This is a genomic window from Pedococcus sp. P1_H8 (genome assembly GCF_056405175.1).
The window spans coordinates 63,885-86,481 of sequence record NZ_JBFUCP010000011.1 but is presented as its reverse complement, the minus strand read 5'-3'; the positions used below and the strand labels follow the sequence as shown (position 1 = coordinate 86,481).

Genomic DNA, 22,597 nt, shown 5'->3' with positions numbered 1-22,597 from the left:
AACGGTTGGTTCGGAGCGGGGGACTGGTGGCCCTCGTCTCGATCGCTGGCGCCTCGAGTGCAGCGGCTTGGGCCTTTGCAACCACGAGTAGCCCCATGAAGGTCTACAGCGCGGGAACCCTTGCCGGCCAAGGGGCTGGTTCGCTGACCTTCCACGCTTGGAACCAGGCGAAGTTGGGCACCCAGCTCACGGACAACAAGTCCAACGGCTACCGGACGTTCATCGACGTCAAGGGGTCTACCAGGATCGGCACGATGACGTACTACTCCTCCGCGCAGACAGGTCGACGGGCGGACGGCGAGAGTTGGTGGGCCACGATGGCCACCAAGGACGTCAACGGCAACTACATCTCGTCGCACTTGTTCGGCGTGAAGGCGTGCGAGGACAACCCCTGGTCACCCGATGCTTGTTCGTCCACGAAGTCCGGGTCCCTCTAAAGCGTGACATCCGTACACGTCCCGACTGCACCGTGGATCGACACCGGGGAAGCACATGGGTTTGGTTGTTGACGACGTCACGTTCGGTTATGGCTCCAGGGATGTGCTCCAAGGGGTCTGCGCCACGTTGTCGGCCGGGGTCACGGCTCTGGTCGGAGTGAACGGAGCGGGGAAGACCACCCTCATGCGCGTTGCCTCCGGGGGACTCAGGCCGCAGTCGGGACGGGTACGGATCGCGGAAGTCAACCCCTACGCTCGGGGCCAGCGCAAGGAAGCGCTCGGTCGCTGTGCACTCATGCCGCAAGAGCTTCGATTTCCGCCGAACTTCACTGCTCTTGAACTCGTGGAGTACCTGACCTGGATGCGCGGCGCTGGTTCCAGATCAGCCCGCCAGAAGGCCCGCACGTCGCTTGAGTTCGTGGGGCTGGGCGATCGGATGTCCTCCCGCATCGGTGAGCTGTCGGGGGGCATGGTCCGCAGAGTGGGGCTGGCGCAAGCCCTCGCGGCCCAGCCCGAGGTGCTTCTGCTCGATGAGCCGAGTACTGGATTGGACCCGGAACAACGACGCATCATGGTCGACCTGCTGTCGCAGCTCGACGGATGCGTGTTGCTGAGCAGCCACGTGATGGAAGACGTGACCGAGGCCGCGCAGCGCGTCCTGGTTCTCCATGACGGCTGGTTGGCGTTCGACGGCGACATCGGTGGCCTACAGGCCCACGCGCCAGGCGGGACTCCTGCCGGCCGCACGGCGGAAGCCGGCTTTCTCCAGATTGTTTCGACACGACGCGCACAGGTCACCCCGTGAGCGGACTTCGGATGTGGTTGTGGCGTTCCAGTGCCAAGTTCGCCTGGCCCGGGTTGGTGGCTGCTGCTGCCGTGGTGGCCTACGCCCGGTCCGGATGGCAGTACGAGTGGAACTGGGCCCTGAGCAACGCGTCAACGCCCACGATTCTGCTCAGCCCCCTGGTTGCCGGCCTCGTGGCATACGACCGTGGTAGGCGCGCCACCCCTACCTTGGAGGCTCTTGCCGGGACGACGCCACGCGTGGGCCTGTCCCTGATCGCGGTAGCAGGCTGGGCGTGGGCAGTGTTGGCATGGGTGGTTGTTGCCGGCTCCGCCGCATTCATGGCCGCCCGCCACGGCGCGTCCGGCACGCCGGATCCCTGGATCTTCTTCCAGGTTCCCGCTGCGTTGTTGGCCGCATCCTTCTTCGGGTTGGCGTGGGGTTCCCGGTTCCGAAGTGTCGCAGCCGCGCCTTCCGCAGCGATCGTCGTGTATGTGTTGGTGATCCTGGCCAATGTTCTTGGCCTCCCGGGAATCTTCGTTGCTGGTCGATCCACGGGGAGTCTCATCGGGACGGAGCAGGTCCCCGCGGCCGCTGTGAATGCGATTGCCATGAGCTTGGCCTTTGCCGCACTCGCAGTCGTCTGGCATCGACGACAGGTCGCCTCAGCATGGGGAGGCGCAACGCCAGCACCGGTCGTCGCCATGGTCGCCCTGCTTGTCGCAACTGGCGTCCATGGGATTGCGAGCAGCGACGGCAACACGTACCAAGCGAGAGAGCAGAGGCCGATCTGCGTCGGGGAAACGGTCGTGGTGTGCGGTCCGCCAGATGGTCGTGCCCTATTGACGCTCTCGGCGGGCGGTCTGGAAAGGGCTACTCGGCTCCTGGACGCGTCGGGGATCCAGTGGAGGACGAGATACGACCTGCGGCGCGGTGATGACGTGTTCTCGCTTCCGGAGGAAGCGGGACTTCTCCGCGTGGGGCCGGAAGACATCGACTCCGGGCGCGTGACGGCGCAGTCCTTGGCAGCAACTCTGGCAATGCCTCGACTCTGTCAGGAGTACTTCGGGCCGCAGCCACCAAAGGGGCTCCTGTCCGATCAGCAGGTGGTCATGACATGGACGGCCAAAGCCCTCGCGGACGGCCGGCCTGCGGTTGCAGCGCCGACCGATGTCGTGTCCGCCTATGCGTCGATTTCTGGCTGCAGGCCGGCGCGCTCGCCAGATTCATGATCGGACTACTTCTCCGGGTACAGCGCTGGCGCGCGAGCCTCATCTGGACGGCCGCGCTAGGGCTCGTCGGGTGGGCCAACCGAGGATCTGACATCCACATCCCGCTCACTTCGGGTTCGGTGCCCGTTGCGCTGCTGGTGATGCTGGCTGCCGTCACCGTTCTGCTCGGCCCCCTGTACGCGGTGGTTCCCGGGCTCGATGCGGGCCTCAGCCGCGAGCCCACTGTTCGGTTGGTCCGCGCAGTCACCGCCTGCGCCTTGACGCTCGGTTCATACCTGCCTGCAACGTGGGGCGTTGACAGCGGCCCCACGCAGTGGCCGAGGATCATGCTCCTGATGGCTGTGGGGTTGATCGCCTTGGTGGCGATGGGCGAGTACGCCTGGTCCCTGGTGCTGTCGATGGGTGCGATTGGCCTGCTCGTCGACGGAGCCAGCCAGACGCAGCCGGTCAGCTCGGCACTGCATGACATCGGTGTACTGGTTCCGGCCGTCATTCTGTTCAGTGCAGGCTCCGTCTACGTGAAACTGGGTGCAAAGGAAGTCAGATCCTGAGGGTTCCCGGCTCCCTGCATCCTTGTCCCCGGACGCGACAAGGGCCGGTCCGGCTGACGCCGTTCCGGCCCTTTGTCGAGTCGGGGTGACAGGATTTGAACCTGCGGCCTCTTCGTCCCGAACGCGCTCGGGCATTTCGGTGGGGTCACCTTCCGTTGCAGGACAATGCAATCCGGTGGCAAGTTGGTTGACGACATCGGGTGTTCTGAGGGCGTGCGGGCTCGCAACGGGCTCGCGAGTCAGAGATCCGCAGGCATACCGCTCTTGGCCATTAGGGCACCTTCGAACCCGGACATTGCGTAGCGTCGAGCCATGTGGCGCCGAATCGCTAAGCGGTATACCGCTAGCAGAGACGAAGAGGTTTGGGCACGCATTCGCGACGTCTGGCCCGTGCGGTTGTTGCCATTTGCACCGGTTGGTTGGCTCCATGCGTACCAACTACGTGACCCAGCGCGCCCCGGGGGGCCTGTCCGCGGGCTTGTTTTGGGAGCGAATCGCATTCTCTTCTTCGACGCCGGGGAATGGATGGACTGGTACCCGCTGGTTCGCCTGGTTGGACTCGACTGGTTGGAGGACTACTCAGAGTTCAGCATCGAGGTGGCGGATCCAACCGAGTCCGGTGTTGCCCACAAGTACACATTCGAGCTCTCGATTCCAGGGCAGGAGTCGACCGCCGGAAGGCTGCTGTGCCAGAAGTTCATCAGTTCCCTGGTGGACGTATGCCAGGCCCGCGGGCAGATCACAGATGACGACCTGTGGCCCTCAGACGGCAGCCCAGGCATCGGACTTGAGGAAGCCCCGCGTTAGGAGCGAGCCCGAGGGTGCGAAAGGATCTGAATTCCATTGTGCCGCAACGGTTTGGACCATAGCGCATGCCTGGTGGTTCTGGCTGTTTCAGACCCTGTGGGTACCTCTCAGGTACCTGATTAGGAAATCTGGAAGCGTGACCGTCTCATCACGGTCACGCCGTGTCTGTCGGCAGAGCGAAGAGGTCGACGTGCTCCAGCTTCAGAGTGCGTCGAGTGTGTTCGACCAGGACTTTCCGGGCTTGGCCGAGTGCTTCCCGCGCATCTTTGACCTGGCTTGGATCGCCGGACTGCTGGCCCTTGAGCAAGGTTCGCCAGAAGTTGACCACCCTGCCTCCCGGCAACGGTGTTTGGTGGGCGTCAATCACCTCGGCCGCAGCGACGACCACAGCATTCGTGAGCGATACGGTTTCTTGGTCGCTCTCCATCCAAATCCGGGCACCAGCCCGCTGCATGGCTTCAACGTCGGCATTCATGGCATCGAACAGGGCGGCAATGTCGAGCGGCGTTACGGTGCCGATCAGTCGGGCAAACTGCCCACCAGGCGAACTAATGCTGGCGCCCAGGAGCGTGAATTCGTTCGACCTCATCGCGACCGATTGAGCCTTGACCAGAACCTCCTCAACGGCGCGCTTAAGTTGGTCCGCGGTCGCTGCATGCGAATCCCGCTTCCACTGGTTGCGTTGAGCGAGGAGCACCGCGGCGGCGCCCACGACGGCGGAACCGAGTGCCGTAGCAGCGTTGATGATCAAGGCGGAGTCCACGTGGCGAACGTAGGCGCTGGGGATGACAGTCAGCCGTTCAATACAGTCGGACACGCCGTGGTAATGCTGGTCGTCTTCGGGACCTGGCCTTGGATGGGTCTGGTGGGTGAAGCCTGGACCACATCGAGCCACCGACCCGATAGCGGAGCAGGGGAGCCTGCCGGAGTGGTCGGGTCAAGGGTGGCCGGAGGCCATCACGGAGTGACGCGTAGCGCCCTTGATGCGGCCCGGAGGTGGGCGGAGAGTGGAGCGCAGGGTCGGCGGCGTCAGGGCCTCGCGGCCTCTTGGGGCGGCATGATTGTCGGGTCAGGTCAGGACGAGAGAGGTTGGTGGTTGACAGTGCTTCGCCGGATGAACGGTCCTCAGTTGATCTGGGCGGAAAAGGTGTTCGGGAGGAAGGGTTGGACGCGCTTCACCGGGGGCCAGCGCTGGGTCAAAATCGCACTCGAGACTCGACAGGAGTACGACGCTCGGTGCCAAGGACAACCAAACACCGCAGTGTTGGTGTGGACCGAGAGCGGCCGTAACTATTGGCAGTTTGAGGATAAGTTCTACTGGGAGGACGAGGGGTTGGACGGTGAGGCGGTTGCAGCTCTCCTTATCGCCAGACGGAAGCGGAATGTCGCCCAGGTGGAGCGGGCTAAGCAGGTGGCCGGCCTGGGTGACCCCATAGCTGATGGCTTCTTGCGCATTGGTATCCCCGACGAAGTTAAGAAGTACGTGTGGGTCCGGGATGGAGGGCGGTGCCAAGGGTGCGGCAGTTCCGTCAACCTCCAGTTCGACCACGTGATTCCGGTCGCTATGGGCGGTAGTAGCACGGCCCAGAATCTGCAGCTGCTGTGCTCCGATTGCAACCGCCGCAAGGGAGCGAGCCTCACCCTGGAGTGATCCATCCGTAACTAGCGCCCTGAGAGATCGGGGCGCTTTGGTCTGTCGTGCGTGGGGTGCGGTGGGGGTGCGCGTAGGGCGCGAAGCGCCCGCAGCGCGGGGCCCCCATCGCGGAGGCCCCGCGCCTCGCGGCGGAGCCGCGCTTGAGCCAGTAAGGAAAGTGCTCACGGGCCGGCGCACCTCGCCTGTGTCCTGTCCCGGTAGGTGCTTGACGGTCGTGTGTCAGCAGGTGCTTGACACAGGTTCCGGCAGGCGAGCGGAATGCGGCAGATGCGAGTGTTTGACAAGTCGGTAGCGTTCGCTCTGCACGGCCGTCATGATTGGTGCCGTGGCTGAGGACGAGACGCTTGCGCGTGTACGAGAGGATCTGGCAGTGGGCCGGTCCGCCTTGGCCAGACAGCGCCTTCGCGGTTTGGTGGGCACCTCGCCACATCGGCTGGACCTGCGTGAGCAGTTGGCTGAGCTCTACCGCCGCGATGGCGTGGCCAGCCAGGCGGGTCGTTGGTCGTTTCTCAGCGACACAGCAGACCGGGCCGAGGTGGCTGCGTTTGAGCGTGAGTACGCAGACCCCGTTCGTCGAATGAAAGCGTTGGCCTGGCGTGGTCCTGAGAACGCCGCAGGGTCAGAGGTCGCGGCGCGCCTCGCAGCTGTCCGTTCCGAGGCCGAGCACCTCGTTGGTCATCCCTTGTCGTGGGACAAGCTGCCGAATCACGAACAGGCTTCGACCACTTGGGGGGATCGGCTGGGCGAGTTCGTGCTCTTCGCCGTCATCGGACTATTCGTCCTCGGTGGGATCTCCTTCGTGATCCAGGGTGTCAAGGTGTTGATCGGCTGGCTCAGCGGTTGACGCGAAATGCGGTAGATCCGGACGTTGGCGGTCTTTGATCGCCTCAGCGGGATCGGCGATCTGCGGGATCCTGGTCGTAGGGACGCGTGGGTGCGACACACTCGGGTCATGACAGATCACGGCTCGTTCGGACGCGAGTTGCTAGCACGCTTCCTCGGATCCCACACCACGCCGGGCGGAGAGGTCTGGGTCCCTTATGAGGACGCCATCGCTGCGGTGGAGCTTGCGCAAAGGCGTGGTCTCCGCCTAATGGGGATGGAGGGCTTCGTCGTGGGAGAGGTCAATATCTACCCGTCCCTAAGCCGGATCGCGGACTACTCGAAAGTCGGCGAGCCCGACCTCGCCTACGCCCAAGCCCGGGCAGCCCTGCTCGGGCCGTGGAGCAGTATCCCGGACGACCTCCACAGTGAAGCCGAGGGACGGTATGTGATCGACCTGGCCGTCGACGACTGACTCCCAGACGTGCACGCTTGACGCCCTCAATTCGGCAGATGAGTGCGCGTACCGCACCCATGGGTCTAGACCGTCAAGCAGGTGGTGACATAGATCTGTCAAGAAGCTACTGACTCAAGACAGGCGCACCTCGCCTGTCGGATCACAGGCGCACCCCGGCTGGCGCAGATCAATTGCACCACTGTGGGACAGGTGCAGGTGTGCATCGACATGGGCGGAATCAGTTGTTAGACATCGAAATCCGACCAGGGGAGCGCGGTCGGAACCAGGGCGAGCCAATTCGTGTCCCCGAGAGCGGTCATCCCCCAGAATGTGGCAGCTACCACGTAGGCAGACCTGCCGTCGGGGTACTCGATGAGGAGGCGATCGGGCTGACCTGTCGGGCCAACTAGATCGGATGCTCGGAGGACGGTTCCCGGGTGGGTGCCTTGGTCCTTTCCCTCTCGCACCCGATCGCCGACCCGAAGCCGGACTGTCCTGATTCCGCCTCGACGTGCATGTCCAGCACGGGGGCGCCGGAGTTCCGGCCGGAGGCGACGATGAGTTGGGAGTCCTGTGCGAGCGCGAACTTGAAGGCATCCGATGATTCCAAGAGCGGACGGAATGAGCGCTGGAAGTCGTCCACGTACTCATCGAACGCCCCGTCACCACTCACACACTGAATACGCGATACCTCGATCCCCTGATCATGCAATCGACCGGCGACCGGGTCGGGGCAAGGGTTTACGACGGTCACTTGCGAAGGAGATTCCGCCAAGGCGTGCTTGATCATGCTCGAAACGACGAGATCTGTGGCGGGCAAGCTGTAACCCACCACATCCACTTGCTCAGCCGAGGTCAAGGCATTGGCGGCCTCTCGCCACAGTTGGTTACTGAACGGGTTGCCGTAGAAGGCGGACTTCGTCGCTGCGGGCGGGACGATGAAGGGTGATCGACCCGGCAGGCGCAGTTCTCGCGCCCTTGGATCGAGGGCGCCTGTTGTCCAGCGCCAACCGTCGCCGAGGCGGTTAATAGTTGCTCCGGTTCGATCGTCTGGAACCCAAAACACGTCCAGCGAGCCATGCAGTTTCAGGAGGCGAAAGGTTTCGGCGGATCCGATTCCCCACATGCCCGGCGTTGGGGGCGGTGCGGGGCGGTTCTGTATGACGTGCACGCCAGACACCTGAGTGCTGGTATCCCAATCGATTCGGCCCTGCTGCCCGATGGCTCTCTCAAGCAACGTGTCGTAGTTGAAGGTGATCACGTCGGCGCGGGCAGTGTGCAACGCCCCGACGAAACACTGCAGGCTCCATGCCGGAGGATGGGAGAGCACCTCCTGCTCGACCTCGACTAGGACCTCACGAATCTCTGAAGCGACGCGGAGGAATAGGGCGCGACTCTCCAGATTCTCTGCCTCAGACAAGTAGGGCTGCGGTTCGGCCAACGATGAAACCCAAGTCTCGAACGTACCGCCCTCAAAGTCTCTCGGGACATCGTGGCCCTGGTCTCGAAGCCGGGCCGACACCATCGTCCCTAGGCCATCGGTTAGGGGCATCTGGTCCGACACGGCGCGGGAGAAGCCGGCCCCTAAGACAACGGTTCGCCTGAGCACCCGACGATCCTATGCGCGCGTCAACGGTGACCTGGTGACGTCGCGCTAGCTCCTATCGCGAATTGCACGCGGCCCTCGGATTCGTGTCGCCATCCCCGGCAGACCGCTAGAGACTTCCTCCAGCGGTCGGGTTGGACCGAGTGAGCCTGCTTATGTAGCCGTGGCTCACGAGTCGCCGGAATGCGGCCATGACGTGCGGCGGGACGTTCTGCGCTTCGGCGAAGCCTTGGTCGGCGTAGACCCAGATGCGTTGGGTGTCGCCGACGAGCATGTTGAGGACCCTGTCCTCGTCGCCAATCGACGCGACGTACTCGGTCAATGACTGGGGGCGCGACGAGCAGACGACGTCTAGCTCTGGCCAGAGTTTCTGGCAGGTCGCGTAGGCGCGGCGCTGTTGGTAGGGCCGGCTGACGATGGTCGCGGACTTGGGGAGGATGCCTTCACGGTCGAGCAGCGCCCGACTGAGGGTGAAGTTCTCGCCAGTGTTGCGCGCATGTTCCTCAAGGACGATCGCAGTGTCGGGCACCCCGAGCTCTTCGGCGCGTTCCGCGTAGTGGACGGCCTCGCCTCGGGGGAAGACGCCGACCGTTGTCGGTGCGTTGGCCCCGGTGAAGACGATCAGCGGGAACCGGCCCTGGCGGTAGAGGTCGGCAGTGTGTTCCGCGACGCCGATGTCGTGGCTGCCGAGCCCTATGGCGATGTCGGTGTTCCGCGGCTCGTGGTGCATCTGGTGGTAGTCCCAAAGGATCTGGGCATCGTCCATGACGCTCACTGCGGGCTCCTCAGTCAGGCATGTCGTAGGTGTAGGTCCACGAGAAACGCGACGCGGCGTGCACTCCGGTCGCGTACTCCACGGCATATCCGTCCTTGGTCCGGGTGATCCGCTCAAGGATCATGACCGGCTCTCCGGCTGGGAGTTCCAGCGTCGAGATCTCGTCCGGGGTCGGCATTCGCGCGTGGAACGTCTCGGTGACCTCGTGGGGCTCAAGGCCCTGGAGGGTGAGGACGGCGAAGCCACCACCACGACCAGCCGGTCCCGGCGTCGCGTCTACCAGGGGAGTGCCTTCGACGTCCTGAGGCCGGTAGTAGCTCGTGAGCGTGTGGGTGGGCCGGCCCTCTTGCTTGACGATGCGCGCTCGGGCGTAGACCCGGCTCTCGGGCTCGATGCCGAGCACTTCGACGGCTCGCGGGGGCGGGCTGACCAGCTCGACGGTCTGGGTCTGATCGTTTCGCTGCCATGGCTGTCCGGATGCCTCGCGGTCGGCGATGAACGCGACGCTGTCGCCGAACTTCCACTTGCTCTTGGAGTACCGCTCGGCCCCCAGTCGCCGCATGGGTGGTCGTTCGCGAACGACGGTCCCTCGTCGTCGAACCGGGGTCACCAGCCCCTCGGCCTCGAGGAGGGCAACGGCGTTGCGGATGGTCTTGACGTTGACCCCGAACTCGGCTGCCAGGTCGTCCTGCTTGGGCAGCGTGGACCCGGGGCTGTAGTCGCCCCGCTCGATATCGCCGCGCAGCTGCGCCGCAAGCTCTCGATAGCCCATGCCCATCCGACGCCTTTCGTCCGCGCTCTGACCTGCCATAACGCTACTGCTAATCGACCCAAAGTAAAAAGTTGGCAAATAGAACCGGTTCTAAAAACGGGCATATGGTACGTTCCTCAATAGAACCACCTCTAAGTGGTTCCACTACGAGAGGGAGTGTCATGGCTATTCAGCAGAGGATGCGGGTCCGGTTCGAGGACGTCTTCCCTGAGGGTGTGGGGATGCGCGGGCCGGTCACGGCGGTGGAGGACTTCGACCTGATCCAGGCCGCGAAGGCCGAGGGCAGGGAGCCGGGTGATGTGCAGGTCCGGGACAAGGAGTCCGGGCTGCGGGTGTGGGAGGTCCGCGTCGTCGACTATGACGAGGAGGCCCCGAAGAACCAGGGCGAGGTGACGGTGAAGATCGCCGCCGACGTGCAACCGGTGCCTCCGTCGAAGGTGGAGGGTCAGAAGCTGCGGCCGGTGGAGTTCGAGAACCTGACGGTGACGGCGTGGATCGACGACCGTGGCAAGCGGCCGAAGATCGGATGGTCGCTGCGTGCGGAAGGGATGCACGCCCCCGGCGCCAAGCCGAACGGGTTGACCGCTGCCAAGCCGCAGGCGGCGTCTGAGAAGGGTGCGGCGTGATGCGCCCCGTCGAAGCGGTCCAGTGGGCTGACGCGCTGGAGGTCGATGTTCGTGACCTGCCGTCGGTGCTGGGCTTGGAGGTGTCGCGGATGGACGGGTTGCGACACGAGATGGCCAAGCTGCACCAGGAGTTGGCGGACGCCCCGCAGCAGGACTTCCGGGCGACGCTGTGGCGGGCCTTGTCGGCGTGGAGTGCCGCGCAGGGGCAGCTGATGGCCGTGGCCGCCGACGCACGGCGTACCGCCTGAAGGGGGTGATGGTGATGGGCCGTAGGGCTGGCATGTTCGGCAGTGACGACCCGGTCGCGATCTTGATCGAGGGCGCGTTCCGGTCGGCGTTCCTGATCGTGAAGACGGCCGTGCGGTTGGTGGTGCTGGCGGTGCGGTTCCCGGCAGTGTCGGCGCCCGCGGCCGGTTTGCTGGCCGTCGACCAGATGGTTGGCCGGTGGCTGGCTGTCGGTCTCGTCGTGGCCCTGCTTGCCGCCCTGCTGGTGTGGCGGGTCGTGTGGCCGGACACCTATCGGGGACAGGTCCGGCCACGCCTGACCCGGCTGTGGCTGTCGATGATGTACCCGGCGAAGTGGGCGCGCATCGCTCCCCGGCTCGGGCTCGTCGTCCCCGAGCGCGACGGGCGACGCAGCGGCTACACCTACGGCGCTCTGTCACGGGTCCGAGTCACCAAGGCGGGGATCGTCCGTGTCCTGCTGGTGATCCCGGTCGGGCTGACCTTGGACGATTATGCGCGCCGCGCCGATGCGATCGCGGTCGCGTTCGGAGTCCGCGAAGCAAGGATCACCCGGGCCGGGACATCATCGGTGTGGGTCGAGCTGCACCACACGGACGTCCTGACCGACACCATCAAACCTCTGCCCGTGCTGGCGTCAGGGGAGCTGAACCTTGCAGCCGTCCCGGTCGGGCGGCACGAGGACGGCACGCCCTGGCTGTTCTCGCTGTGGCAGACGCACGTCCTGATCGCGGGAGCCACCGGGGCCGGCAAGGGCTCCATCCTGTGGTCACTACTGCGCGGCCTGTCCCCGGCGATCAATGCCGGTTGGGTGCAGGTGTGGGCTATCGACCCCAAGGGCGGCATGGAACTGCGCCCAGGGCAGCGGCTGTTCTCCCGATTCGAGGACGGCACCCCCGAGACGATGTGCGACCTGCTCGAAGACCTCGTCGCGGTCATGGACCAGCGCGCCAAGCGACTAGCGCACCTGGGAGTCCGCAAGCACCAACCGTCCCCTGAGTCGCCGCACCTGCTCGCCGTAATCGACGAACTCGCCACCCTGACCGCGTTCGCCGAACGGGACGTGGTGCGCCGGATCGACAATGCCCTCGGGCTGTTGTTGACCAAGGGCCGCGCGGCCGGGATCACCGTGCTGGCGGCGGTGCAGGACCCCGGCAAGGACGTCGTCGGCTGGCGCGACCTGTTCCCCACCCGGGTCGCGATGCGCCTGGACAACCCGATCCAGGTCGACATGGTCCTCGGCGAAGGAGCCCGCGACATGGGCGCCACCGCCGACCACATCAACGAACAAACCCCCGGTGTCGCGTTCGTCCGGGTCGAGGGCACCCGCGCCATCCGCCGAGTCCGCGCCTCCTACCTCACCGACGACGACATCCATGCTCTCGCCGGATCGGTCACCGCCTCACCAGCACTGACCGCACCACGACCTCCGAAGCCGGTCGACCCGCTCGACTCGTGGTCGCGCCCTGGCACACCCTCGCCGACTCAGGAGCCGACCCCTGACCCTGGCGGTAAGCCCAGGAAGCCACGCACCCCGCGCAAGCCGCGCAACCGTGACGGATCCCCGGTGGCCTGACCCGTGACTGTCATCGTCGCCGCTGCCACGAGACCTGAGCCCTTTGCGGGGTTCGGGGACGAGGCCGCGCTGGATCTCGAGTTGGCCTCGCCTCGGGTCGCGGCCCAGGTCATGGCGCGGCTGCTGTCGCCGGACTTCGAGGACTGGTCGAACGCGGTCGCCCGGGTCGGGTCGTGCACCAACCCGATCCACCTCACCGGATCGTCCATGCGCGTCGACGCGGCCACGGGTGAGGTGCTGTCCACCTACTCGTCCGACGCCGAGCCGCTGGGGACCACCTTGATCCGGTGCGGCAACCGCCGAGCTTCCGAGTGCCCGTCGTGCTCACGGGTCTACGCGGCCGACATGTTCCACCTCATCAAGGCCGGAGTCGCGGGAGGCAAGGGCGTCCCGCAACGGGTGGGGGAGAACCCGCTGGTCTTCGCCACCGTCACCGCACCCTCGTTCGGGCACGTCCACGGGCTGCGCGACAACGAACGCCGCTGCCGACCCCACGCCAAGACTCCTCGGTGCGAGCACGGCCGGCCCACCACCTGCACGACCAAGCATGAGGACGGGGACGAACTGCTGGGGCAGCCGCTGTGCTGGGAGTGCTACGACTACGCCTCCCACATCGTGTGGCAGTGGTGGGCGCCCGAACTGTGGCGACGGTTCAACATCGGCATCAAGCGCGCGCTGGCACGCCGGCTCGGGGTCAAGGAGTCCCGGCTCAAGCATGTCGCGAACGTGCAGTACTCCAAGGTGGCCGAGTACCAACGGCGCGGGCTGATCCACTTCCACGCCCTCGTCCGCCTCGACGGACCCAAGACCGATGAATGCTTCGCGCCCGCCCCCGACAGGGTCACAGCCGAGATTCTTGCCGAGGTCGTCGCGGAGGCCGTTGCATCGGTCCGGTTCACTGCCCCGCCAGTCTTCGCCAGTGACGTGCCGAGGGTGCTGGCGTTCGGCGCCCAGGTCGACTCCCGCCCGGTGAAGGTCGGGCACCGCACCGATGACCCAGACGGACCCCTCAACGCGGAGCAGGTCGCCGGGTACCTGGCGAAGTACTCGACCAAATCCGCCACCGACACCGTGGACGGAGGGGCGTCGAACCCACACTTGCGCCGGATCCAAACCGTCGCAGGAGAATTCGCCACCCTCGTCGAGGACGAATGGGTCGCGGAGCAGATGCCATGCGACCTGAAAGAGCTGCCATACGGGCTCCTCGGCAAGTGGCACACCGCCCTCGGGTTCCGCGGCCACTTTGCGACCAAGTCACGCGGCTACTCCGTGACCCTCGGCGCCCTGCGTCGCGCACGTCGACGCGCCCAGGTGCTCATGGCAGACGCGCAACGCACCGGCATACCCGTCGACCTCGCGTCGATGGAAGCCCAGCTGCTCGCTGACGACGAGGACGAAGCCACGCTCGTTGTCGGGTCCTGGTCGTTCGTCGGGACCGGGTGGGACACCGAAGGCGACGTCGCACTCGCCCGCGCTGCTGCCGCTCGGGCTCGCGAGTACGCCCAACACCGGGCAGGGCAGAAGCGAGCAAAGGCATCGAACGAGATGAGGAGGGACGACCAATGACGGTCGAGGAGATGCCGCCGCGAGAGCGGCTGATGAATGTGAGGGAAGTGGCCGACTACCTGGGGGTTTGCGCTCGCACGGTCTGGAGTCTTCGGGCCGAGGGCAAGTTCGCCCCAGGGACGAAGATCGGCAAGAAGGTGGTGTGGCGGGAGTCCGTGCTGCGCGAGTGGCTGGTCGAGTCCACGGAGGAGCCCGGGGAGTCGGCCACCTACAAGTTCCGGAGCGCCGGATGAGCGTCTACCGGACGCCGAACGGCAAGTCGTGGCGGGCGTTCCTGAAGTACCGAGGGCATCGGGACTCGAGGACGTTCACGCGCCGACAGGACGCCATCCGGTGGCTGACCGAGCAGAGGACGGAGATCGACCGCGGCTCATGGCTCGATCCCTCGCGGGGTCAGCTGCCTGCAGGGGCGTTGTTCGAGAAGTGGCTGGCATCGAGAGACGTCGAGGGCTCAACCCGGCGCAACGACCGGGCGATCTGGCACGCGTACCTCGAGGGTCCGTTCGGGAAACGGCCGCTGGCGTCGGTCTCGGCTCCGATGGTCCGTGAGTGGGTGGCGGGGCTGATGACCAAGAACGGGCCGGCTGCGCCGAGGACCAAGCGTGACGCGTTGCGGGTGCTCAGGGGCGTGTTGGCCTACGCGGTCGAGGACGGGCGGATCGCCCGCAACCCAGCGGTTGGGATCAAGATCGCGGGGACCAAGGGCACCCCGGGTCAGGCGCTCTCGCTGGCCGAGCTGCGTGTGTTCGTAGCAGCCCTCAAACCTCCGCATCACGAGATCGCCCTGGTCTTGGCGTTGGCTGGTCTGCGCTGGTCGGAGATAGCCGCCCTCGACGAGCGTGACGCGGTCCGGGACGACGACGGGCGGCTGTTTCTGGCAATCAGACGTCGGCACGTCCTCGACGAGGAGGGCAAACGGGTCACCCTGCCGGGGACGAAAGGTGGGCGAGGTGTCACGCGGATGGTGCCGGTCCTGCCCGAGCTGGTGCCCATCGTGGAGCGCCACCTGACTGGGAAGCCGGACGCGCCGCTCTTCCCCTCGCCCCGCGGCGCCCGCCTCGACTCACGGCATTGGCGGCGAGACGGAGGGTGGAAGGAGGCGTGTGAGGTCGTCGACCGGGTAGGCCTGCGTCCCCATGACCTGCGGCACACCGCCGCGACGGCATGGCTCCGGATGACCGGCGACCTCAAGGCGGTCCAGAGCCTCATGGGTCACAGCACGGCAAGCATGACGCTCGACCTCTACGCGCACGTCCTCAATGACACCCTGACGAGGGCAGCGGACATGATGGCCAAGGGCTTGGCTGACGCGGCCGACGTGGCGCCCCAGAAGGCGGACGAGCCCGTCGAGAATCCCGAGGGCTCGTAATGGGCTCGCACGCCGCATTCTTCGTGCTGTTCGATGTCGTCGCAGTGGCTCTGATTGTGGCTCTGACCTGCGGAAACGTGTTGGTCGGGGTGACAGGATTTGAACCTGCGGCCTCTTCGTCCCGAACGAAGCGCGCTACCAAGCTGCGCCACACCCCGTGGCTATCGCCACCCACGCCAGTTCGACGGGAGCAGCGACATCGAAGGATAGCCCACCCGACCCGGCCCCTCCCAATCGGTATGCCGGGTGCCTCGCGCCCGCTCAGGAGCCGACGGGCACCAGGGTCAGCAGACTGGCTTCCGGTCGGCAGGCGAACCGCACCGGGGCGTACGGAGAGGTGCCGAGCCCGGCCGACACATGCAGCCACGCCGCGTCCGGGGGAGCCGCCGACGAGGGTGCCGAACCGGCCCCCGGCCACCACCGCGAGACCCCCTTGGCGCGGTCGGTCGGCAGGTCGCAGTTAGTCACCAGCGCACCGTAGAACGGCAACGCGAGCTGCCCACCGTGGGTGTGACCCGCGATCAGCAGCCGAGCACCGTCGGCGGCCATCGGGTCCAGCACCCGCTGGTAGGGCGCGTGCGTAACGCCAATGGTCAGGGCAGCCGAGGTGGACGCGGGTCCGGCGACACCGGCATACCTGTCCTTGTGGACGTGCGCGTCGTCGGTGCCCACGAACTCGACCTCGGCGCCCCCCACCGTGAGCGTCGTGCGCACGTTGTCGAGGTCCACCCAGCCGCCGGCGCACAGGCCGGCGCGCAGGTCCTCGATCGGCAGGCGCACCAGGCCGGGCGGTGCCTCGGCGTGACGCCGGGTGAGGTAGCGGGCAGGGTTCTTGGGGACCGGCGCGTAGTAGTCGTTCGACCCCATGACGAAGACGCCCGGGAACTCGAAGAGCGGCGCCATCGCGTGCAGCGCCCCCGGCACGGCGTCGAGCGCGGCCAGGTTGTCGCCCGAGTTCACGACGAGGTCCGGCTCCAGGGCGGCCAGCCCCCGCACCCACTCGATGCGGCGGCGCTGCCGGGGCACGAGGTGCAGGTCGGAGACCTGCAGGATCCGCAGCGGCCGAGATCCCGGATTCAGCACCGGCACGTCGAACCGGCGCAGCGCGAACCAGTTCCGCTCCACCACGCTCGCGTAGCCGACGCCGGCCACGCCCAGCGCGGCGACGCCGGCCGCAGCCCCCAGGATCGTGTTCATCGCCGCCATCCTTGCAAAGAAGTGCTTGTCAACAGAAGTCGGTAGGTCGGCCCACCTCCCGCCTGAGAGACTGGTCGCATGACCGACCAGAGCCTCAAGGCCACCGTCCAGAGCGACCTCACCGACGCGATCCGTCAGCGCGACCAGGTGCGTTCGGGCACCCTGCGCCTGGCGCTGACCGCCATCACCAACGAAGAGGTCTCCGGCACCGAGGCCCGCGAGCTCAGCGACGACGAGGTGCTCAAGGTGCTTGCCAAGGAGGCCAAGAAGCGCAAGGAAGCCGCGACTGCCTACGCCGATGCGGCCCGTCCCGAGCTGGCGGCCAAGGAGGAGGCCGAGCTCCTCGTGCTCGAGGCCTACCTGCCCGCCCAGCTCTCCGACGAGGAGCTCACGACCATCGTCGCCGCCGCCATCGAGCAGACCGGCGCGACCGGGATGCCGCAGCTCGGCCAGGTCATGAAGGTCGCCCAGGGCGTCGTGGCCGGACGCGCCGACGGTGGGCGCGTGGCGGCCACCGTCAAGGCCGCGCTCACCAAAGCCTGAGGTATGCCGCGGGGCCGGCGCCCCGCGCAGCCGGGCACTCGCGCGGCATACCGAACGAACGGGGCCCCTCACCGCGATGGTGAGGGGCCCCGTTCGTTCACGGTGATCAGGGGGTCACCCTGGTGGTGGCGGGAATGGCCCGGGGCCCTTGGTCTTGGTCGGTTTCGGGTCCGGGGTCTTGGGGGGCTTGGGGACGGGGGCGACCCCGGTGGAGACGTAGAGGCCGACCGTCGACCCGCGGAGCGCCGTGCCACTCGGGTCGGTGTAGACCACGATGCCCTGCGGGTACCCGCTGGGGGTCTGCCCGGCCAGTTGAACCAGGAAACCGGCTTCCTTGAGCCGTGCGCTGGCCTCGGCGATCGACATGCCACTCACGACCGGCACCGCGATGCGGTCGCCGTTGAGGACCTTGGCGCTGGGTTCGCCGAACTGGCGCTCGGGCATCCCCTCGGAGGCTCCGAGCATGATCGCCCGCCACGTCGGGGCGGACAGGGTGCCACCGAAGATGTCGCCGTAGCTGCGGCCGCCGAGCGTCAGGTTGCGCAGGCTGGACTGGCTGTCGGGGGTGCCGATCCAGACTGCCGTGGAGAGCTGGGCGGTGTAGCCGATGAACCAGCCCTCGGCGTTGTCCTCGGTCGTGCCGGTCTTGCCGGCGGCCGGACGGCTGCCCAGCGAGGCGGCCTTGCCGGTGCCGCTCTTGATGACGCCCTTGAGGAGCTCGGTCGTGCCGCGTGCGATGTCCTTGTCGATGACCTGCTTGCAGGGGTTGGCGCCGATCTTGAGGGGCTTCTTGTCCGCCGTGGTGATCGAGAGGATGGGGTTCGGCGGGCAGTACTTGCCATCCGCGGCCAGCGTCGCGTACGACGCGGCCAGGGTCAGGGGGGTCGCGTCCGCTGATCCGAGCGTGACCGCTGACGGGCCGCACTCGATCTGCCCACCGCTGCCAGAGTGCAGACCCATCGTCGTCATCGTCTTGCGGACGGTCGGCACTCCCAGCTTGAGGACCAGCGAGGCGAAGGCGGTGTTGACGGAGCTGGCGGTGGCCTTCTTGAAGGGGATCGGCTTGCCGCCGATCGACTCGTCGTTGCGGACCATCCAGGGATCCTGCGAGCCGCAGGATCCCTGCTCAGCGGGGCTGTAGACAGCCGGCTTCTTGGTGTTGGCGTACTTCGACGGGACGGTGCCGTTGACCGACAGACCCTTCTGCAGCGCGGTGACGATGGCGTACATCTTGGCTGTGGAGCCGAAGTGCTGGCCCACGGTCCCGCCGTAGGCGCGGTCCACGTTCAGGTTGACCTGGTTGTAGGCGACGCTGGTGTCCTTGCTGGACCTGGGGAAGCTGGTGTTCTGGACCATGGCCACGACCCGGCCGGTCCCGGGGGAGACGACGCTTGCGGCGGCTCCCACGAAACGCGTCTTGCCGTTCTTGGACTTGTCGCCCTTGGCCCGGGGGAGCGCCTTGTTGCCGATCGGGACGCGCTGGGTGAGCTCCTTCAGTGCCATCTTCTGCACGACCGGGTCGAGGGTGGTCTGGATGGTCAGCCCCGCGCCGGTGATGTTCTTGATCCGCTCCGGCTCCGACTTGCCGAGGGCGTCCAGGGCGTGGTTGCTGGTGTCCTTGAGGTAGGCCATGACGTAGTTGCAGAAGTACGGCTCGGACGAGGCCGCGCAGTTGCTCAGCGGGTTCTTCAGCTTGAGCATCTTCGAGACCGGGATCGCCTTGGCGGCCTTGAGCTCCTTGTCGGTGATGATGTTGAGGGAGCGCATCCGGTCCAGGACGACGTCGCGGCGCGCCTGGGCCTTCTCGGGGTTGTTGCGGGGGTCGGTCTTGCCCGGGTTCTGGACGAGGCCGGCCAGCAGGGCTGCCTGGGGCAGGTTGAGCTTCTTCGCGCTGACGCTGAAGTAGTGCTGGGCGGCGGCTTCGATGCCGTACGCGAGGTCGCCGTAGTAGGCCAGGTTGAGGTAGCCCTGCAGGATCTGGTCCTTGGTCATCTCCTTCTCCAGGGTGACCGCGTACTTGATCTCCTGGACCTTGCGCGAGGCGCTCTTGCGCACCGCGGCCTGGGCCGCTTCCTCGTCGTTGTTGCGCAGGGCGTTCTCCTGCAACGTGAGCTTGACGTACTGCTGGGTCAGCGTGGAGGCACCCTGGGTGTCGCCGCCCTGGGCGTTGGACGCGACCGCGCGCAGGATGCCGCGCGGGTCGACGCCACCGTGCTCGTAGAAGCGGCTGTCCTCGATCGCGATCTGCGCCTTCTGCATGATCGGCGCGACGTCCTTGAGGTTGACGATGATCCGGTTCTCCTGCTGGGGGGTCGCCAGGATCCCGCCGCGCGCGTCCTTGATCGTGGACTGCTGCGACAGCTGGGTGGCGGTGAACTCCCCCGGGAGGTCGTCGAACATCTTCACTCCACCGGTGGCCGTGCGGCCCGTGGCGAAGGCTGCGGGGATCAGCAGGCCGGCCGCCAAGATGCCCGCAACCATCGCCGTGGCGACAAAGGCTCCGAGCAGACTGACAACTTTTCCGAGGTCGGTGGCGCGTTCGTGCATGGCCACAGGGTAACTGCCGAACATGGGGTAACCCGGTTCTGGACGACCGTCGCCTCGAATTGGGCCCGCTTGTCACGTTTGCCGCTTTTGGCCACGACCCCTTCGTGCTGGGACGGCATGGCTCGGAATGACTAGTCCCTTCGGCCATCGCAGAACTACACGAATGGGCCATGTCGTGAAGGTGCTTTCACTTCCTATCGTTTTCAAACGTCGATACGGACATAAGACGCACAGCGAAGCGTCTGAATCAGCAGTATCTGGAGGCACCGAAATGACCATCGCACCAGCGCGACCCGGCGGACAGGCTGTCGGCACGGGATGGATGGATGACTGGGCGCCCATGGGCTCCTGCTCCAAGTCCGACCCTGACGCCCTGTTCGTCCAGGGCGCAGCGCAGCAGACCGCCAAGGTCGTCTGCCAGCGGTGCCCGGTCATCGCCGAGTGCCTCGCGGACGCCCTCGACAACCGCACCGAGTTCGGCGTGTGGGGCGGGATGACCGAGCGTGAGCGTCGGGCCCTGCTCAAGCGCCGACCCAACATCTCCTCCTGGGCCGCCCTGTTCGCCCAGGCCCGCAACCAGACGCCGACCGAGGCCGAGAGCGCCTGACGGTCCGCACCCCACGGCTGTCACCTCCACGACAGAGTCCCTGCCCATCCCCCCGGGTCCAGGGACTTTGTCGCGTCCGGCCCTGATCGGCCCGTCGTCCGGACTGGCAGCGCTCCACCCGAGAAGGGTGCGCCTCACCCCGGAACGGTTGTCGGGTGAAGCGCACCCTTGTCCCTAAACCCGATAAAAGGGCTAGGGGGAGGCGGTCAGGGCGGTGGCGATCTCGCGCAGGCCGTCGAGGTCGTGGATGTCCTGCGCTGACGCCGGGACCTCGACGACGGGTATGCCGGGGTGTCCGGCCGTGAACCGGGCGGCCAGCCGTTCCTGCCGCGCCGCCGTCTCGGCCAGGGACGCGTGCAGGCGGAGCAGGCCTTCGGCCGTCGCCGCCGTGGGGGACGGGTCGTCGGCATCGGCGAGCTGCTCCGCCGCGGCCAGGGCTCGGGCGGCCGTCAGGGAAGGCGCGGCCACGCGCTGGATCCGGTTCACGACCAGGCCGGCGAGCGGCATACCCTCCTCGTCGAGGCGGCCGGCGAAGAACGACGCCTCCCGCAGCGCGTCGCGCTCGGGCGCGGCGACCACGACGAAGGCCGTCTCGGAGTCCTTGAGCAGGGCGTAGGTCTGGTCGGCCCGCTCGCGGAAGCCACCGAACATCGTGTCGAGGGCGGCCACGAAGGTCTGCACGTCCTGCAGCAGCTGGCCACCGAGCACCTTGGACAGGGTGTTGGTGACGACGTTGACCCCGACGCTGAACACCTTGAACCCGGCGCGTCCGCCCGCCTTGGCCGGGGCCGACAGGAGCCGGATGAAGCGGCCGTCGAGGAACGACCCGAGCCGCTTGGGGGCGTCGAGGAAGTCCAGCGCCGACCGCGACGGGGGCGTGTCCACGATGATGAGGTCCCAGCGGCCGTCGCGGCCCGCCTCGGCCCGCAGCTGACCCAGCTTCTCCATGGCCATGTACTCCTGCGTGCCCGCGAACGAGCTGGAGACGGCCTGGTAGAAGGGGTTGGCGAGGATCTGGGCGGCCTTGTCGGGGGTGGCGTGCTGCTCGACCACCTCGTCGAAGGTGCGCTTCATGTCGAGCATCATCGCGTCGAGCGTTCCGCCCGGCTGGTCGCTCGTGCCGACTCCGTCCACCGGACGGGGCGTGTTGTCGAGCTCGGTCAGGCCGAGTGACTGGGCGAGCCGGCGGGCCGGGTCGATGGTGAGGACGACGACCTTGCGGCCGTGCTCTGCCGCCCACAGCCCGAGGGCGGCTGCCGTCGTGGTCTTGCCCACTCCACCGGCGCCACAGCAGACGACGATCCTGGTCCGGGGGTCGGTCAGCAGGGCCGCCAGGTCGAGCGCGGTGGTCTTGCCCGGTGCGGCACTCCGAGGCGCAGCGGTGTTCGTGGCGGCTTGTCCTACCCTGGCGCGCGGGGCCATCAGACCATCCCCTGCTCGCCCAGCGACTGCGCCAGCACGGTGATCCCGCCGGCCTCGGTGCCCTCCGCCAGGAAGGGCAGCCGGATCGTGAGCCGGCCCTCCTCCTCGAGGATCGCGTCCTGCTCCCGCTCGAGGGCGATCCGGTCGGCGTGGTTGGCGCCATCGGCGAGCAGGCCCGCGACCATGCCGTCGGTGACCCGCACCCCGACCGTGGCGAGATCGGCCGCGACGCCCTTGGCCAACCTCGCGTTGCGGGCCCGGCGCACCGCCGACAGCGCCTTGTCGGAGAGCAGCGGGTCGCGCAGCTGGTTGACGACGATCGCACCCAACGGAAGCTCCGTGCGACGCAGCTCGGCCAGGGCGTCGACGGTCTCCTGCACCGGCATCTCCTCGAGCAGCGTGACGACGTGGACGGCGGTGGTGTGGCTCCTCAGCATCCGGGTGATCGAGTCGGCCTGCGAGCGGATCGGGCCCACCTTGGCGACATCGGCCACCTCGGCGTTGACGTTGAGGAACCGGACGACCCGACCGGTCGGGGGAGCGTCGAGCACCACCGCGTCGTAGGCCGGTGCCGCCGGACCCTTGCCGGTGCGGCGACCCGCAGCCTCGTAGACCTTGCCGATGAGCAGGACGTCGCGCACCCCGGGCGCGATCGTCGTGGCGAAGTCCACGGCGCCGAACCGGTCGAGCACCGACATCGCCTTGCCGACCTTGTAGAACTTCTGGAGGTACTCCCGCAGCGAGTCCTTCGCGTCGACCGAGATCGCCCACAGCTGTCCGCCGCTGCGGTCGGTCACGATGCGCGTCTCGGTGTGCCCCAGCGGCGGCACGTCGAACGTCTGGGAGATCCCCTGGCGCCCCTCGACCTCGGCCAGCAGCACCCGTTTGCCCTGGCGGGCGAGCGCCAGCGCGAGCGCGGCCGCCACCGTGGTCTTGCCCGTGCCGCCCTTGCCGGTGACCACGTGGAGCCGGACCCGGGACAGGTCGTGGGTGGGCTCAGGCAT

22 protein-coding genes, 1 tRNA gene and 1 pseudogene are annotated in these 22,597 nt (G+C 67.0%); 15 read left to right on the top strand and 9 right to left on the bottom strand.

All coding sequences use genetic code 11. The features are described from left to right. Window positions 1–95: 95 nt before the first annotated feature. The 4 genes and pseudogenes from AC1DYG_RS16290 to AC1DYG_RS16275 all read left to right on the top strand — a co-directional run bounded on the left by AC1DYG_RS16290 (window position 96) and on the right by AC1DYG_RS16275 (window position 3,004). Window positions 96–437: a hypothetical protein gene (locus tag AC1DYG_RS16290; RefSeq protein WP_477640912.1), complete on the top strand. Its 342-nt coding sequence runs from the start codon at window positions 96–98 to the stop codon at window positions 435–437. 142 nt (window positions 438–579) lie between these two features. After that, a pseudogene (locus AC1DYG_RS16285) lies at window positions 580–1,242 on the top strand (ABC transporter ATP-binding protein); the annotation flags it as partial. 56 nt (window positions 1,243–1,298) lie between these two features. Next, window positions 1,299–2,453 (top strand): hypothetical protein, encoded by a 1,155-nt coding sequence (locus AC1DYG_RS16280; RefSeq protein ID WP_477640911.1) that lies wholly within the window; start codon window positions 1,299–1,301, stop codon window positions 2,451–2,453. Window positions 2,454–2,572: 119 nt separating this feature from the next. After that, the gene (locus AC1DYG_RS16275; RefSeq protein WP_477640910.1) at window positions 2,573–3,004 is read left to right on the top strand and encodes a hypothetical protein; all 432 of its coding nucleotides are present in this window, start codon (window positions 2,573–2,575) and stop codon (window positions 3,002–3,004) included. Between the two features lie 961 nt (window positions 3,005–3,965). On the opposite strand, the gene AC1DYG_RS16270 is transcribed toward AC1DYG_RS16275, so the two are convergent. Then, window positions 3,966–4,574, bottom strand: coding sequence for a hypothetical protein (locus AC1DYG_RS16270; protein WP_477640909.1), 609 nt, complete (start codon window positions 4,572–4,574; stop codon window positions 3,966–3,968). A gap of 366 nt (window positions 4,575–4,940) precedes the next feature. Between AC1DYG_RS16270 and AC1DYG_RS16265 the strand changes: the two genes are divergently transcribed. From AC1DYG_RS16265 to AC1DYG_RS16255, 3 genes are all read left to right on the top strand, one after another. Then, a complete protein-coding gene (locus AC1DYG_RS16265) occupies window positions 4,941–5,462 on the top strand; it encodes an HNH endonuclease (RefSeq protein ID WP_477640908.1) in 522 nt (173 codons plus the stop codon). A 328-nt stretch (window positions 5,463–5,790) separates the two neighbouring features. After that, complete coding sequence (locus AC1DYG_RS16260; protein ID WP_477640907.1) at window positions 5,791–6,309, top strand: DUF6584 family protein; 519 nt, start codon at window positions 5,791–5,793, stop codon at window positions 6,307–6,309. A gap of 108 nt (window positions 6,310–6,417) precedes the next feature. After that, a complete protein-coding gene (locus tag AC1DYG_RS16255; protein WP_477640906.1) occupies window positions 6,418–6,762 on the top strand; it encodes a hypothetical protein in 345 nt (114 codons plus the stop codon). Window positions 6,763–7,150: 388 nt separating this feature from the next. Here AC1DYG_RS16255 and AC1DYG_RS16250 read toward each other — a convergent pair whose 3' ends face one another. The 3 genes from AC1DYG_RS16250 to AC1DYG_RS16240 form a co-directional block, all read right to left on the bottom strand. After that, entirely contained in the window at window positions 7,151–8,185 is a 1,035-nt protein-coding gene (locus tag AC1DYG_RS16250) for an SIR2 family protein (RefSeq protein WP_477640905.1), read from the bottom strand. A gap of 274 nt (window positions 8,186–8,459) precedes the next feature. Continuing rightward, the gene (locus AC1DYG_RS16245; RefSeq protein WP_477640954.1) at window positions 8,460–9,116 is read right to left on the bottom strand and encodes a YdcF family protein; all 657 of its coding nucleotides are present in this window, start codon (window positions 9,114–9,116) and stop codon (window positions 8,460–8,462) included. A 19-nt stretch (window positions 9,117–9,135) separates the two neighbouring features. Next, window positions 9,136–9,936 (bottom strand): GntR family transcriptional regulator, encoded by an 801-nt coding sequence (locus AC1DYG_RS16240; protein ID WP_477640904.1) that lies wholly within the window; start codon window positions 9,934–9,936, stop codon window positions 9,136–9,138. A 122-nt stretch (window positions 9,937–10,058) separates the two neighbouring features. Between AC1DYG_RS16240 and AC1DYG_RS16235 the strand changes: the two genes are divergently transcribed. Genes AC1DYG_RS16235 through AC1DYG_RS16210 form a run of 6 tightly spaced genes read left to right on the top strand, consistent with a single transcriptional unit; the run spans window position 10,059 to window position 15,277 of the window. Continuing rightward, window positions 10,059–10,523 (top strand): plasmid replication, integration and excision activator, encoded by a 465-nt coding sequence (locus tag AC1DYG_RS16235; protein WP_477640903.1) that lies wholly within the window; start codon window positions 10,059–10,061, stop codon window positions 10,521–10,523. Further along, entirely contained in the window at window positions 10,523–10,771 is a 249-nt protein-coding gene (locus AC1DYG_RS16230) for a hypothetical protein (RefSeq protein ID WP_477640902.1), read from the top strand. The genes AC1DYG_RS16235 and AC1DYG_RS16230 overlap by 1 nt, the downstream gene beginning before the upstream one ends. A 14-nt stretch (window positions 10,772–10,785) precedes the next feature. Further along, entirely contained in the window at window positions 10,786–12,342 is a 1,557-nt protein-coding gene (locus AC1DYG_RS16225) for an FtsK/SpoIIIE domain-containing protein (protein WP_477640901.1), read from the top strand. A 3-nt stretch (window positions 12,343–12,345) separates the two neighbouring features. After that, window positions 12,346–13,908, top strand: a complete 1,563-nt coding sequence (locus AC1DYG_RS16220) for a replication initiator (protein WP_477640900.1) — start codon at window positions 12,346–12,348, stop codon at window positions 13,906–13,908. After that, window positions 13,905–14,141 (top strand): helix-turn-helix transcriptional regulator, encoded by a 237-nt coding sequence (locus AC1DYG_RS16215; protein WP_477640899.1) that lies wholly within the window; start codon window positions 13,905–13,907, stop codon window positions 14,139–14,141. The genes AC1DYG_RS16220 and AC1DYG_RS16215 overlap by 4 nt, the downstream gene beginning before the upstream one ends. Beyond that, window positions 14,138–15,277: a tyrosine-type recombinase/integrase gene (locus AC1DYG_RS16210; protein ID WP_477640898.1), complete on the top strand. Its 1,140-nt coding sequence runs from the start codon at window positions 14,138–14,140 to the stop codon at window positions 15,275–15,277. Before AC1DYG_RS16215 ends, AC1DYG_RS16210 begins: the two co-directional genes overlap by 4 nt. Before the next feature lie 81 nt (window positions 15,278–15,358). Here AC1DYG_RS16210 and AC1DYG_RS16205 read toward each other — a convergent pair. After that, a tRNA-Pro gene (locus tag AC1DYG_RS16205) sits at window positions 15,359–15,435 on the bottom strand. A 103-nt stretch (window positions 15,436–15,538) separates the two neighbouring features. Continuing rightward, on the bottom strand, window positions 15,539–16,474 hold the full coding sequence (locus AC1DYG_RS16200) for a metallophosphoesterase (protein ID WP_477640897.1): 936 nt from the start codon (window positions 16,472–16,474) through the stop codon (window positions 15,539–15,541). 78 nt (window positions 16,475–16,552) lie between these two features. On the opposite strand from AC1DYG_RS16200, the gene AC1DYG_RS16195 reads away from it, so the two are divergent. Then, window positions 16,553–17,017: a GatB/YqeY domain-containing protein gene (locus tag AC1DYG_RS16195; RefSeq protein WP_477640896.1), complete on the top strand. Its 465-nt coding sequence runs from the start codon at window positions 16,553–16,555 to the stop codon at window positions 17,015–17,017. Between the two features lie 114 nt (window positions 17,018–17,131). On the opposite strand, the gene AC1DYG_RS16190 is transcribed toward AC1DYG_RS16195, so the two are convergent. After that, entirely contained in the window at window positions 17,132–19,564 is a 2,433-nt protein-coding gene (locus AC1DYG_RS16190) for a transglycosylase domain-containing protein (RefSeq protein ID WP_477640895.1), read from the bottom strand. A 271-nt stretch (window positions 19,565–19,835) separates the two neighbouring features. On the opposite strand from AC1DYG_RS16190, the gene AC1DYG_RS16185 reads away from it, so the two are divergent. Further along, complete coding sequence (locus AC1DYG_RS16185; RefSeq protein ID WP_477640894.1) at window positions 19,836–20,171, top strand: WhiB family transcriptional regulator; 336 nt, start codon at window positions 19,836–19,838, stop codon at window positions 20,169–20,171. Between the two features lie 192 nt (window positions 20,172–20,363). Here AC1DYG_RS16185 and bagB read toward each other — a convergent pair whose 3' ends face one another. After that, the gene (gene bagB, locus AC1DYG_RS16180; protein WP_477640893.1) at window positions 20,364–21,593 is read right to left on the bottom strand and encodes an ATPase BagB; all 1,230 of its coding nucleotides are present in this window, start codon (window positions 21,591–21,593) and stop codon (window positions 20,364–20,366) included. Further along, the gene (bagA, locus tag AC1DYG_RS16175) at window positions 21,593–22,597 is read right to left on the bottom strand and encodes an ATPase BagA (RefSeq protein ID WP_477640892.1); all 1,005 of its coding nucleotides are present in this window, start codon (window positions 22,595–22,597) and stop codon (window positions 21,593–21,595) included. The genes bagB and bagA overlap by 1 nt, the downstream gene beginning before the upstream one ends.